A 12,966-nucleotide genomic window follows, 5' to 3' on the forward strand; every position below is an offset into this window, starting at 1 on the left:
GGGAACTGACATGGAAAACATGAACATTACACATATCGTCGTGCTGGCCGGGCTGTTCGCGATCGTGTTCGCGGGCGCGCTGATCGCGATGCTCGTACTCGTGCCACGCAGCATGCAGCGCCGCATCGTGCAGGCGGGCGGCGGCACGGCGGCGCTGGGCGCGCCGAGCCTGCCGGCCGACAAGGGACCGGGATGGGCCGAAAAGCTCGTGGAGCTGTCGCAGCCGATCTCGAAGCTGTCGGTGCCGAAGGAGGGCTGGGAGCAGTCGCCGCTGCGGATCCGGATGATGAATGCCGGGTGGCGCTCGCCGAATGCGGCGAGCCTTTATTTCGCGGCGAAGACGGTGCTTGCGGTGTTGCTGCCGATGATCGCGCTGCCGTTCCTGATCGCGACGAAGCTCGACGAAAGCCGCTACGGGCTCGCGCTGGTGCTGGTGCTGTTCTGCACGATCGGCTACTACCTGCCGACCGTCGTGCTGGCGCGCAAGGTCGCGGCGCGGCAGCAGGCGATCTTCGAGGATTTCCCCGACGCGCTCGACCTGCTGACGGTGTGCGTCGAAGCCGGCCTGAGCCTCGATGCGGCGCTGATGAAGGTATGCGAGGAGTTGCAGTTCAGCAGCCCGATCGTCGCGAGCGAACTCGACCTGATGCTGCTCGAGATGCGCTCGGGCTTCACGAAGGAGGCGGCGCTGCACAATCTCGCACTGCGCACGGGCGTCGAGGACATCGATACGTTCTGCAGCATGCTGATCCAGGCCGACCGCTTCGGCACGAGCATCGGCGAATCGCTGCGGGTGCTGTCCGACATGCTGCGCACGCGGCGGCGGATGCGTGCCGAGGAGCGCGCGGCTAAGATCGCGCTCAAGCTGCTGTTCCCGCTGCTGTTCTGCATCTTCCCTGCGTTGATGACAGTGCTGCTCGGGCCGGCATTCATCCATATCTACCGGATCCTGCTGCCGACGTTCGCAGGAACGGGCGGCTGAGCTGCCGACCGGCGCGTACCCCGGATGCGCCGGAAAGGGGGAAGGCTGCGGCCGGCTTGTCCGGCCGCAGCCTTTTTACGGCGGCGTTGCTTCGGTGTCGCTTCGGCGTTGCTTCAGCCGCCGTAGAGGTCGAAGTCGAAGTACTTCGACGCGAGCCGCTTGTAGGTGCCGTCCTTCACGATGTCGAGGATCGCGCGGTCGATCTTCGCCTTCAGGTCCGCGTCTTCCTTGCGCAGGCCGATGCCGGCGCCGACGCCGAGCACCTTCTCGTCGACGAGTTCCGGCCCGACGAACTCGTAGCCGGCGCCGCGCGGCGTCTTCAGGAAGCCGAGGTCGGCCTGCACCTCGTCCTGCAGCGCGGCGTCGAGCCGGCCGGCCAGCAGGTCCGCATAGACGCCGTCCTGATTCTGGTACGACACGACGTTCGCGCCTTGCTTCGCCCAGTACGCCTTCGCATACGCTTCCTGCGTCGTGCCCTGTTCGACGCCGACCGACTTGCCTTTCAGCGATTCGGGCGTCGGCAGGAGCGGCGAGCCCTTCTTCACGACGAGCCGCGTCGGCTGGTTGTAGATCTTCGTCGTGAAGGCGATTTGCTGCGCGCGCTGCGCGGTGATCGACATCGACGACAGCACCGCGTCGAACTTCTTCGCCTTCAGCGCCGGAATCATGCCGTCGAAGTCGTTCTCGGCCCACACGCACTTCGCCTTCAGGCGCGCGCAGATCTCGTTGCCGAGATCGATGTCGAAGCCGACGAGCTTGCCGTCGGGCGCTTTCGACTCGAACGGCGCATAGCTCGCGTCGGTGCCGAAGCGGATCGTGGTCCAGTCCTTCGCGACGGCGGTGCCTGCCGATACCGCGAGCAGGGCGATCGAAACGGCGGCAATCAGTCTCTTCATGTGCGCTCCTTGGCGTGGTCTTTCCGGTTCTGTACGACACGGTTTCAGCCGGACGGCCGGTTGCGGCCGCGTGACGTCGCGGGCCTGTCCGACGCATGCGCGAGCGGGCGGTCCGCACTGCCATTAACGCAGAAAATAAAAACGGAGTCCAGAATGGACAAAAAATATCGCCGCCGATATCGCCGAGACAAACCCGGGTCGGCGGCCGGGCGTCGATCCTTGCAAAAATACGAAAATGGACTAATCTTGTTAGTGAATTCGTTTTGAGACTAACGATCATGACCCAGCCCGCATATGTCCCGCATCCGGTTCCGCCGCAGGCTTCGGTCGAGCAGATGTCGGCGGCCGGCCTGCGCGCGTTCTTCAACATCGCGCGCGACTGGTCGCTGACGGTCGACGAGCAGATCGTGCTGCTCGGGTCGCCCGGCCGCTCGACGTTCTTCAAATGGAAGGCCGCGCCCGCAGCCGCGCGCCTGCCGCGCGACACGCTGGAGCGCCTGTCGCTGCTGCTAGGCATCTACAAGGCGCTGCAGATCCTGCTGCCGCAGCCGGCCGCCGCCGACGCGTGGATCAAGCGGCCGAACGACGCGGCGCCGTTCGGCGGCAAGCGCGCGCTGGATCGCATGCTGGCGGGCAACGTCGGCGATCTCGTCGCGGTTCGCCAGTATCTCGACGCAATGCGGGGCGGGTGGGCGTGAACATTCCTGAAGCCTTGACGAACTGGCCGACCACGGCCCTCGACTGGACGCCCGCCTATCGCGTCATCCCCACCCGCTTTCCGGCGATCAACCTGTTCGACCGCGTCGCGTCGGCGGAGGATTTCGACGCGCTGTACGCGCTCGAGTCGCTGACCAACGACCGCATCCGCAACGAGGTCGGCACGCTCGACCTCGTGCCGTCGGCAGAGCGGCGCTACGGGCTCGGCTGGGGGCCGATCATGGCCGCGTTCACGCACCTGAATCCGCAGGGCAGCCGCTTCTCGGACGGCAGCTACGGCGTGTTCTACTGCGCGCGCTCGCGCGACACGGCGATCGCCGAAACCCGCTACCACAGCGGCCTGTTCCTGGCCGCGACGAAGGAGCCGCCGATGCGCCAGCAGATGCGGCTCTACACGGTGAGCGCGGAAGGCGAGGTCGCCGACGTGCGCGCGTGGCCGCAGCGCGATCCGGCGCTGCTGCATCCGCGCAACTACGGCGCGGGGCAGGCGCTCGGGCGCGCGGTGCACGACGCGGGCGGCGCGGGCATCGTCTATCCGTCGGTGCGCGATCCGCTCGGCGAATGCCTGGCGGCGTTTCGCACGACGATCCTGCGCGACTGCCATCACGCGGCGTATCTCGAATACAACTGGAACGGCACGGCGATCGACGCGGTGTTCGAGCTGAATCAGGTCGGATAGGGCCTGTTCACTCGAGCCGCCCGGCTTCACGGCAGCGGCCAGTCGCCCGCGTGCCGTTCGTGCGCTTCCGCCTGCGACACCGACCAGCTGTTTCCGGTGCGCGGCTCGACGAGCGTGAGCCGTCCGGACGCCGCGAACGCGCCGGTATCGATGAACCATTGCGAGCCGATCCGCAGCGGCTTGCGCACCGGCGTATGGCCGCTGCACGTCAGCGACAGGCCATGCTGCCGGTCGGGATCGGCGAGGCCCTGCACGAGATCGCGTCCCCAGATCAGGCGCTCGCGCACGTCCGGCGCATACGTGCCCGAGTCGAGCTCGGCATCCGAACCGAAGAATTCCGCGTGCAGCACGTTGAAGCGCTCGGGCCCGTCGCCGATCACGCGCACGAGCGGCAGCGCGTCGACGCGCGCCGCGTATGCGCGCAGCCGCTCGGGCGGCAGATCGGCGCCCCAGTCGCCGCCGATGCCGCGCCACGCGTCGGCCGGCAGCTTGCCGCGCGCGACGAGGCTCAGCACTTCCTCGTGGTTGCCGCGCACGACGTGGCACCAGGGTCGCTCGATCAGGTCGAGCGCCGTTTCGGAGTCGGGGCCGCGGTCGACCAGGTCGCCGACCGAGAACAAACGGTCGGCCGCCGGATCGAAACGCGCGTCGTGCAGCACCGCGCGCAGCGCGTCGAGGCAGCCGTGCAGGTCGCCGACGACGAAGTCGCGGCCGACGGTGTTCGCGGGATGGCGGCAGAGGGCGGGGAGGTGTTCATATAAGGCAGTCATCCCTTTATCTTAGGCGCTCGTGTACCTCGCCACGACATGCCGGAATGGCGATAATCGGGGCGGTACCAGCGGGACCGGCCCGCTCAGGCCCGCTCCCGCCCGCGCTGACCGGCGCCTTTCATTCGCTTTCGGAAACGCAAGATGACTCTTTATCCGCAGGTATTACGCAACCGTCCGCGCATGGTGACCGCATTCGTCGCCGGCGTGCTGTGCGCGCTGCTGCTGCCGCTCCCGCTGCGCTCGACCGTGCGCGCGCTCGTCGGCTGGGATTGTGCGGTATGGCTGTATCTCGTGCTGATGTGGGTGCGCATGGTGACCGCGCATCACCATCAGGTGCGCGAGATCGCGATCCGCGAAGACGAGAATGCGACGACCGTGCTGACGATCATCTGCTTCGCCACAGTCGCGAGCGTCGCCGCGATCGCGATCGAGCTCGCGACGGCGAAGGGCATCGGCCTGCGCGCGGGCCTCGGTCATTACGCGGTGACGGCTGCGACGCTGTTCGGCGCGTGGTTCATGATCCCGACGATCTTCACGCTGCACTACGCGCGGCTCTACTATGCGTCGCCGGCCGGCGAGCGCGCGCTCCTCTTCCCGGACCGCAAGCCCGAGCCCGACTACTGGGATTTCCTGTACTTCTCGTTCACGATCGCGGTCGCATCGCAAACCGCCGACGTGTCGCTCGCGAACCGCGCCGCGCGCCGCGCGGCGCTGTCGCAGTCGATCCTGTCGTTCTACTTCAACATGGCCGTGCTTGGCCTGTCGATCAACGTCGCGGCAGGATTGCTGAGCTGAGCGCAGCCGTTACCGGAGCACACGGCGGTGCGCGCGGCGGTGCGCGCCGGTCTCCGCATGCCGCCGCTGCCCATCACTCACGCCGCACCGCGATCCACGCGCCCCAGAACAGGCTCGCGAAAAACCGCAGCGGCGCGTCGAAACCGGCATCGTGCAGCAGCCGGTGCACGGCCTCCTCGGTCGCGGGCGGATCGGCGCCCTGCAGGATCTTCGCGAGCTTCTCGCGGACCGCGTCGGGTGTCGCGCCGTTCATGCGCCAGCGTTGCTGCCACGCGTCGAGCAGGCGCGGATGGTCCGCGTAGCGGCGGTAGTTGCCGGCGACGACGAGCGGCGCGCCGGGTTTCAGGCGGCGCGCGATCGCGTGCAGCAACGCGGCCTTCGCGTCGTCGCCGGGCAGATGATGGAGCACGCCGATCAGCGTCGCGCCGTCGAACCGCGCATCTTGCCGGGCGTTCGATTCGTCGTCCTGCTGGCCGTTGCGCCGGCCGTCCGGCGAGGATCGCGTTGCGTCGTCGAGCGGCAGCGCGTCGACCTCGCCTTCGACGAAGCGGGTGCGCGCGCCGAAGCCGGCGGCTTCGACGTTCGCGCGTGCAAGCGCGAGCATCGGCGCGGACGGATCGACGGCCGTGAAGCGCCAGCCCGGCTCGAGCGCGGCGCACACGAGGATTTCCTGCCCGGTGCCGCCCGCGCCCGCGACGAGGAGCTGCGCGTCGCGCGCGCCGATCGTCGACGCGAGCATGCAGGCGGTGAGCTCATGGCACGCGTCGTAGCCGGCGAGCGCGATGCGGGACTGCTCGGCGTATTCGTTCGCGCGCGCCGGATCGAATTTCGCGGCGCTGGTGGGGAGCGACATGGCGGGTTCCTCGGGTTGACGGCGAACGGTGTGTCCGCGGGCGATCGGGCAGAGCGTAAGCGTGCGCATGCGCGGCAACAAGGCAAGCGGTCATTCCGGTATGCGCGCTACCCTGCAGCGCAGGACAACGCGTTTCCCGGGGTCGATACTCATTTAAAAAACCGCGCCCGCGAGCATCGCCGCCCCCGAAGCGGCGCATACTGTCTTACTCTTTCCCGCTTGGCGACCCGCATGCCAGGCCCCGTGCGCCGCGTCGACGGCGCAACCGTGCAGCCCGGCACGCACGAGGAGCGCACGATGTCAGATTGTCCGCACGATCCGTACGCGCATCACTACATCTACTGTCTGCCGTTCGGCGCGCAGCCGTGCGGCGCGAGCGGCGCGTCGCCGCGCACGCATTTCCGCGTGTGGGCGCCCGGCTGTACCCAGGTTCAGCTGGAGCTCGATACCGGCAGCGGCATGACCGTCGTGCCGATGACGGCGGCCGGCCCGAACTGGTTCGAGGTGTTCGCCGACTGCGGTGCAGGCGCGCGCTACCGCTATCGCCTGGACGACACGACGTCGATTCCCGATCCCGCATCCCGTTCGCAACCCGAAGGACTCAATGGCCCGAGCGAGGTTGTCGATCCGCGCGCGTTCACGTGGCGTCACACGTTCTGGCACGGGCGTCCGTGGGAAGACATCGCGCTGTATGCGATCCAGCCGCTTGCGGCCGGCGGCTTCGAAGGCGTGCGGCGCCGCTTGCCGCAGCTCGCCCACCTCGGCGTGACCGCGCTCGAACTGCTCGCGTCGCCGCACGACAGCCTGCCGTTCGCGCCGCTCGCGATCGATGGCGGCCCTGACGCGCTGAAGGCGCTGATCGACGACGCGCACGGCTTCGGTCTTGCGGTCATGCTCGAACTCGATTACGCGCGGTTCGGCAGCGGGACCGACGCGTTGCGCCATTACGCGGCGCCGTTCTTCCACACCCGCGACGATCCGCTGCAGGCGCCGCCGCTCGCGCTCGACCATCCGGAAGTGTGCGATTTCTTCTGCGACAACGCGCTGTACTGGATCGAGGAATACCGTTGCGACGGCCTGCGCCTGCGCGAGGCGGACCGCATCGGCGTCGCGTGGCTGCGCGAGATCGCGGACCGGGTGCGGGCCGCGACACCGTCCGACCGGCTGATTCACCTCGTGCTCGGCAGCGAGCGGCATCCCGTGCATCTCGCGGATACCCATTTCGACGCGCAGTGGAACGGCTGCGGCGAGCGGGCGCTGCACCGGTTGACGGATGCCGCGTCGACGCATGAAGGGATCTCCGCGCATCAGTCGATCCACACGCTCGCTCGCGCGCTGACGGCGGCGGGCACCGCGTTCCAGCCGGCGCCGCCGGCAGAGGGCGGCGCGCCGGAGGCCGCGTTGCCGCTGACGTCGCTCGTGCTGTCCGACGGTGCGTGGCAGGATCGCGAGGCGGGCCTGGCCGCGCTCGCGCTGTCGTTGCTGACGCCGCAGATTCCGCTGATCTTCGACGAGACGGCGCGCGATCTCGAGCGCGCGCATTTCGTGCAATCGGCGCTCGCGGTGCGCGCGAAGCTGATCGCGCCTCGGCTCGCCGATTGCCGGCCGCAGGACGCGCATACGCTGCGCATGAGCGGCGCCGGCGAGGCCGATGCGCTGCTCGCGTCGTGGCGGCTCGCCGACGGCGAAACGCTCAGCATTGCGCTGAACCTGTCGCCGGAAGCGGTGCCGTTCGACGCGCCGGAAGGGATGGTGGTGTTCGAGACGCCGGGACGCGCGCGCGACCGGGTCGACGGAGGGGAGCTGCCGCCATACTCGCTCGTTGCGTGGCTGACGGGCGACGTCAATCAGTACGCGCTGACGCACGACGTGCGCCGGATCGACGACGGCACGTGGCGCGGCATGCGTGCGTGAGCACGTGAGCGCTGGCCGCGTGCGGCGGCGTTACCAGAAGCCGCGGATGCCCGCGATGCCGTGCGCGCCGTGGCGGCGCGCGTCGTCGAGGTGCGCGCGGGTCATGCCGCCGAGCGCATAGACGGGTACCGCGACCTGCGAGGCCCAGGCCTCGAAGCGGGCCCAGCCGAGCGTCGGCGCGCCCGGGTGGCTGAGCGTCGGCAGCACCGGCGACAGCGTGACGAAATCCACGCCGATGCGCTCGGCGTGCTGCAGGTCGTCGAGCGTGTGGCACGCGGTGGACACGAGCCGCGCGGCCGGCAGCGGCCGGCGCGCGGCCGCACGCAGCGCCGCGCCGTCGAGGTGCCAGCCGGCGCCGTCGAGCGCCAGCACCGCATCCGCGTCGATCCGCCCGTTGACGATCAACTGCGCGCCAGCCGCATGACAGCGTGCGAGCGCGTCGGCCGCGAGCCGCGCGAACGACGCTTCGTCGAACGATTTCACGCGCAGCTGCACGAGCGTCTCGCCGCGCGCAAGGACGGCCGACAGCCGGTCGACGAACGCCCGGCAGTCCGCGTCCGACGCGGACGCGGGCTCGGGCGTGATCACGCAGCAGGACGGGAGCGGCGCGTTCATCGCGTGGCGCGGCGATGTACGGCGGTGATAGCGGTGACGACGGCGCGCGCGCTCATTCGTCCGCTTCCTTCACGACCTTCGGATACACGCGTACCAGCACGATGCGCGGCCCGTTCATCTTCTTCACGACGACGTCGAAGCGATCGAACGACACGCGCTGCCCTTCGGACGGCAGGTCGTTCAGCGAATGGATCACGAGGCCGCCGACGGATTCGGCGCGCCCTTCGTCGATGTCGATGCCGAGCGCCTGTTCGAGCGACACGACAGGCAGGCTGCCCTTGCCCATCAGCGTACCGTCGTCGAGACGCGTCCAGTCCGAGTCGCCCTGGCGGAACTCGTCGTGGATCTGCCCGACCAGCGCGCCGAGCAGGTTGTCGAGCGTCAGGAAGCCGATCGGCTTCTCACCTTTCTTGCCGACCAGCGCGAAATGCGGCGCACCCTTGCGGAAGCGGCGGAACAGGTCGAGCGCGGGTGTGTCCGGCTTCACGTACTGCACCGGGCGCACGTAGTCGGACAGGTCGTCGAGCGCCGCGCCCGCATGGCGCGCGAGCAGCAGGTCTTTGAGGTGGATCAGCCCGCCCACCTGTTCGCGCGATGCGTCGTCGAACAGCGGATAGCGGCTGAAGCGGTGCCGCGCGACGATCTCCATGTTGTCCGGCAGCGGCAGGTCGCGGCGCAGGCCGACCATCTCGTGGGCCGGCCGCATCAGGTCCGAAACCGTCATCGACGAGAAGTCGAGCGAGTGCGCGAGCGTGTTCCACTCGTCGTTGCTGTACGTGCCGCGGGCCGGCTGCGCGGTGTTGCCGGCGCTGCGGCGGTTGCGCAGGATCAGCTTCAGCTCGTCGGTCGAGTAGTGCGCGTCGCCGCCGTGGTCGGCCGACAGGCCCGCGAGCTTCAGCACCGCGTTCGCGCTGTTGTTGAGCACCCAGATCGCCGGGTACATCGCCCAGTAGAACGCGTACAGCGGCAGCGCGACCCACAGGCCGACCTTCTCGGCCTGGCGGATCGCCATCGATTTCGGCGCGAGTTCGCCGACGACGATGTGCAGGAACGAAATCAGCGAGAACGCGAACACCAGCGAGATCAGGTGCACGAGCCGCTCCGACTGCACGCCGATCAGGTCGAGCAGCGGGCCGATCAGTTGGGCGAACGCAGGTTCGCCGATCCAGCCGAGGCCGAGCGACGCGAGCGTGATGCCGAGCTGGCACGCGGACAGGTAGGCATCGAGGCGTGAATGCACGATGCCGAGGATGCGGCCGCGCAAGCCGCGCCTGCGCGCGAGGGTCTTGACGCGCGTCGCGCGCAATTTGACGAGGCCGAATTCGGCCGCGACGAAGAAGCCGTTGAGGGCCACCAGGAACAACGCGCCGATCAGCGCGAAGATCTGAACCAAGGAATCGCTCCGGTAATGACAGGCCCGTCAGTATAGGGCCGAAAGGAAACCGTAATGTGTCGCGGGTGCCGGATTGCTTACACCGGCGCCTCGCAAGCGAGCGTGAGCGTGATCGTGGCCGCCGCGCCGTCGGCGAACCGGTCGTGTGCGAGCGTGCCGCCGTGCGCGAGTGCGACGCGCTGGGGTAGCGCGAGCATCCACGCGACGCGTTTCGCATCGCGTTCGCGCAGCATCTCGCGGCGCGCGAACGGCTCGAGCACGTGGGGGAGGGTCGGGTCGGCGAGCGACGCGGCGTGCACGTCGCAAACAACGCGCGCGACGAGCTGCGTGCCGTCGCGTGCGCAGGAGAACGACACGCGGCTGCCGGCGGCGCTCGCCTCGACGGCTGCGATCAGCATCGCCCAGAGCGCCTGCGCGACGCGTTCGCGGTCGGCGGCCAGCGATGTGTCGGGTTCGGGCAGCGTCGCGTCGAGCGTCACCTGCCGCGCATCGGCGAGCGCGAAGCGGGCGAGCGCGAGCGTGTCGTCGAGCAGCGTGCGCAGCGCGAACCGCTGCGGGGCGACGGCGAGCGTGCGCGTGTCGGCGCGCGGCGCATCGAGTGCGTCATCGATCAGCCTGACCTGCTGATCGATGCCGGCGCGGATGCCCGCGAGCGCGCGCTGCAGGTTCGGATCGGCATTGGCGAGCTGGCGCTCGAGCACGTACGCCCAGCTGTGCATCGCGTTGAGCGGGCTGCGCAGGTCGTGCGACGCGGTCGACAGCGCCTGGTCGCGGAGGAACAGTGCCGCCTGCGCGGCATAGTGGGCTGCGCGTTCGCGCAGCAGGTCGGCGGCGGGATCGACGGGAGTGGGCGTCACGGAGCAGGCCTGTCGTAAGCGGTTGGTGTTGCAACTGCAGTTGCAACGCAAACCGCCATTATAGGGATCGTGTGCGTCACGCCGGCAGCGCGTCCTCGTCCTTCTTCCGCGCATCGCCGTTCGGCAGCAGCTGGCAGGCGAGCAGGCCAGCGAGCATCAGCACGCAGCCGAACAGCGCGCGCAGCGACAGCGTCTCGCCAAGCGCGGCCCAGCCGGCGATCGCCGCAAACACGCCTTCCATGCTGAAGATCACCGCCGCGTGCGCAGGCGCCGCGTCGCGCTGCGCGACGACCTGCAGCGTATAGCCGACGCCGACCGACAGCAGGCCGCCGTACAGCAGCGTCGGCAGCGCGCCGCGCAGCATCGTGGTGGTGACGGGCTCGATTGCGAGACCGACCGCAAGGCACAGTGCGCCGCAGACCACGAACTGCAGGAACGCGAGCACGAGCGGATCGTGACGTCGCGCGAGGTGGCCGACCGCCATCACGTGCGCGGCGATGATGACTGCGCCGGCGAGCTGGAACCAGTCGCCGTAGAGAACCGAGAAATGCTCGTCGATGCTCAGGAAATACAGCCCGATCGCCGCGAGCAGCGCGCCGAACCACGTGCCGGCGCCGATCCGGTGCCGCGCGAACACGCCCATCAGCGGGACGATCACGACGTAAAGCGAGCTGATGAAGCCGGCATTCGCGATCCGTGTGTACTGCAGGCCGATCTGCTGCAGCGAGATCGACACCGCGAGCAGTGTGCCGAGCGCGAGGCCGGGCAGCAGCAGCGCGGGCGCCTGGCGGATCGCCGCGAGGTGCGCGCGCGACGCCGCGTTCAGGCGCAGCAGCGGGATCAGCACGAGCGCGCCGAGCAGGAACCGCAGCCCGGTGAACAGGAACGGCCCGATCACGTCGAGGCTCAGCCGTTGCGCGACGAACGCCGTTCCCCAGATGGCGGCGGCGGCGAGCATCAGCAGGTTGGCGCGGAGGTGCTGGCGGGCGGCGGGCTTCATGAATGTTTGTAAGGTGGAGGGCTGACGAAACCCGTTAGTTTACGCCGACATTGCAAGGCTGTCGGCAAACCTTCGCAGCGACGCCGCCGAGCGCGGGTCGCGCACCCGTGAATACAGCACCACCCGCGAGCGTGGCAGCGGCGGCAGGCGGAACTTCGCGCCGACGTCGACGATCGTGCGCGGCGCGACGCGGCGGGCCAGTGGACACACGGCGAGCCCTGCGGCGGCGGCGGCTGCGACCGCCGCGACGCCGCCGCCCGTGAAGCGTTCGCACCACGGCAGCCCCGCCTGGTCGAGCGCGCGCAACGCGGCGGCCCGCACGCCGCACGGGCCGGCCAGCACCGCGAGCGGCAGCGGCTCGCCCGCGCGCGGCGTCCAGTCCGGCGCGGCGAGCCACGCGAGCGGTTCGGTGAACAGCAGCGTGCCGTCGTCGCGCGGCGGATCCTCGCCAGGTTCGTGGCGCACGATGACCGCATCGAACCGGCGCTCGTCGAAGCGCGCGAGCAGGTTCGCGGACGAGCCGAGATGCATTTCGAGCGACAGGCCCGGGTCCTGCCGGTGCAGGCTCGTGAGCACCGCAGGCAGGTCGGGCACCGCGACGTGCTCGCTGACGCCGAGCGACAGGCGCCGCGTGCCGGCTGCGATCGCGCCGAGCGCCTGATCGTGCGCATCGAGCAGCGCGCGGGCGGCGGGCAGGAAAGTTTCGCCGTCGGGCGCGAGTTTCACGACGCGCGGCGTGCGCGCGAGCAGCGGCTTGCCGAGATGGGCTTCGAGCCGCTTCAGCTTCAGGCTGACGGCCGATTGCGTGGTGCCGAGCGCGTCGGCGGCGCGCGTGAAGCTCGCGAGATCGGCAACCAGCACGAATGCGCGCACCGCGTCGAGGTCAAGGACTTTCATTTCAAAGATAAATGAATGAAATATGCATTGATGACTGTTCATTATAGATGGGCGCGCTTAACCTGACCTTGCGTTTCGATCCTTCAACGTCACCGTCAGGAGAACCACCATGCCACTCACCCGTATCGCAGTACGCGAAGGCAAGCCGGCCGAATACCGCGCGGCGCTCGTCGACGGCGTGCATCGCGCGCTGATGCGCATGTTCAACGTGCCCGAGGACGACATCTTCATGATCGTGACCGAGCACGCAAAAGAGAACTTCGTGTTCGGCCGCCACTATCTCGACATCGAACGCAGCGACGATCTCGTGATCATCCAGATGACCGTGAACAACACGCGCACGCTCGAACAGAAGCAGGCGCTGTACCGGACCATCGCCGACAACCTGGCCGAGCGGCCCGGCGTGCGCCGGCAGGACGTGTTCATCAGTCTCGTCGAGGTGCTGAAGGAGGACTGGTCGTTCGGCAACGGCATCGCGCAGTACGTCGTCTGACGGGCCGCAACGCGACGACGGCACGCGCGTCGCCAGGAGGCTTTTGTGCCGTGTACTATGGCACTTGTATTACAAGCGATGCCGGCGACGGGGAGACGCCGGCGA

At 68.9% G+C, this 12,966-nt stretch carries 14 protein-coding genes; 6 read left to right on the plus strand and 8 right to left on the minus strand.

All coding sequences use genetic code 11. The features are described 5' to 3' along the window. The first annotated feature begins 10 nt into the window (after nucleotides 1–10). Entirely contained in the window at nucleotides 11–982 is a 972-nt protein-coding gene (locus tag DID96_RS17330) for a type II secretion system F family protein (protein WP_124600506.1), read from the plus strand. Nucleotides 983–1,095: 113 nt separating this feature from the next. On the opposite strand, the gene DID96_RS17335 is transcribed toward DID96_RS17330, so the two are convergent. Next, the gene (locus DID96_RS17335) at nucleotides 1,096–1,878 is read right to left on the minus strand and encodes an ABC transporter substrate-binding protein (RefSeq protein WP_124600507.1); all 783 of its coding nucleotides are present in this window, start codon (nucleotides 1,876–1,878) and stop codon (nucleotides 1,096–1,098) included. Nucleotides 1,879–2,156: 278 nt separating this feature from the next. On the opposite strand from DID96_RS17335, the gene DID96_RS17340 reads away from it, so the two are divergent. Then, nucleotides 2,157–2,576 carry an MbcA/ParS/Xre antitoxin family protein gene (locus DID96_RS17340; protein ID WP_124600508.1) on the plus strand — a complete coding sequence of 140 codons (420 nt, stop codon included), beginning with the start codon at nucleotides 2,157–2,159 and terminating at the stop codon, nucleotides 2,574–2,576. Continuing rightward, the gene (locus DID96_RS17345; protein ID WP_124600509.1) at nucleotides 2,567–3,274 is read left to right on the plus strand and encodes an RES family NAD+ phosphorylase; all 708 of its coding nucleotides are present in this window, start codon (nucleotides 2,567–2,569) and stop codon (nucleotides 3,272–3,274) included. The genes DID96_RS17340 and DID96_RS17345 overlap by 10 nt, the downstream gene beginning before the upstream one ends. Nucleotides 3,275–3,300: 26 nt before the next feature. Here DID96_RS17345 and DID96_RS17350 read toward each other — a convergent pair whose 3' ends face one another. Then, nucleotides 3,301–4,044, minus strand: coding sequence for a metallophosphoesterase (locus tag DID96_RS17350; RefSeq protein ID WP_124600510.1), 744 nt, complete (start codon nucleotides 4,042–4,044; stop codon nucleotides 3,301–3,303). Nucleotides 4,045–4,185: 141 nt separating this feature from the next. Between DID96_RS17350 and DID96_RS17355 the strand changes: the two genes are divergently transcribed. Next, the gene (locus tag DID96_RS17355; RefSeq protein ID WP_124600511.1) at nucleotides 4,186–4,839 is read left to right on the plus strand and encodes a DUF1345 domain-containing protein; all 654 of its coding nucleotides are present in this window, start codon (nucleotides 4,186–4,188) and stop codon (nucleotides 4,837–4,839) included. 73 nt (nucleotides 4,840–4,912) lie between these two features. Here the strand turns inward: DID96_RS17355 and DID96_RS17360 are convergent, their stop codons facing one another. Then, nucleotides 4,913–5,692, minus strand: a complete 780-nt coding sequence (locus tag DID96_RS17360; protein WP_124600512.1) for a class I SAM-dependent methyltransferase — start codon at nucleotides 5,690–5,692, stop codon at nucleotides 4,913–4,915. Between the two features lie 297 nt (nucleotides 5,693–5,989). Here DID96_RS17360 and DID96_RS17365 point away from each other — a divergent pair, with 297 nt between their 5' ends. Then, complete coding sequence (locus DID96_RS17365; protein WP_124600553.1) at nucleotides 5,990–7,606, plus strand: DUF3459 domain-containing protein; 1,617 nt, start codon at nucleotides 5,990–5,992, stop codon at nucleotides 7,604–7,606. 30 nt (nucleotides 7,607–7,636) lie between these two features. On the opposite strand, the gene DID96_RS17370 is transcribed toward DID96_RS17365, so the two are convergent. From DID96_RS17370 to DID96_RS17390, 5 genes are all read right to left on the minus strand, one after another. Then, complete coding sequence (locus DID96_RS17370; protein WP_124600513.1) at nucleotides 7,637–8,221, minus strand: thiamine phosphate synthase; 585 nt, start codon at nucleotides 8,219–8,221, stop codon at nucleotides 7,637–7,639. A 52-nt stretch (nucleotides 8,222–8,273) separates the two neighbouring features. After that, nucleotides 8,274–9,614: a hemolysin family protein gene (locus DID96_RS17375; RefSeq protein WP_124600514.1), complete on the minus strand. Its 1,341-nt coding sequence runs from the start codon at nucleotides 9,612–9,614 to the stop codon at nucleotides 8,274–8,276. 77 nt (nucleotides 9,615–9,691) lie between these two features. Then, nucleotides 9,692–10,471, minus strand: coding sequence for a sensor histidine kinase KdpD (locus tag DID96_RS17380; RefSeq protein ID WP_185732282.1), 780 nt, complete (start codon nucleotides 10,469–10,471; stop codon nucleotides 9,692–9,694). A gap of 76 nt (nucleotides 10,472–10,547) precedes the next feature. After that, entirely contained in the window at nucleotides 10,548–11,471 is a 924-nt protein-coding gene (locus tag DID96_RS17385) for a DMT family transporter (protein WP_124600516.1), read from the minus strand. Nucleotides 11,472–11,510: 39 nt separating this feature from the next. After that, nucleotides 11,511–12,368 (minus strand): LysR substrate-binding domain-containing protein, encoded by an 858-nt coding sequence (locus DID96_RS17390; protein ID WP_124600517.1) that lies wholly within the window; start codon nucleotides 12,366–12,368, stop codon nucleotides 11,511–11,513. Nucleotides 12,369–12,477: 109 nt separating this feature from the next. On the opposite strand from DID96_RS17390, the gene DID96_RS17395 reads away from it, so the two are divergent. Continuing rightward, a complete protein-coding gene (locus DID96_RS17395) occupies nucleotides 12,478–12,861 on the plus strand; it encodes a tautomerase family protein (protein WP_124600518.1) in 384 nt (127 codons plus the stop codon). Nucleotides 12,862–12,966 lie beyond the last annotated feature (105 nt).

Source organism: Burkholderia sp. Bp8963, assembly GCF_003854275.1.
GTDB lineage: Bacteria > Pseudomonadota > Gammaproteobacteria > Burkholderiales > Burkholderiaceae > Burkholderia.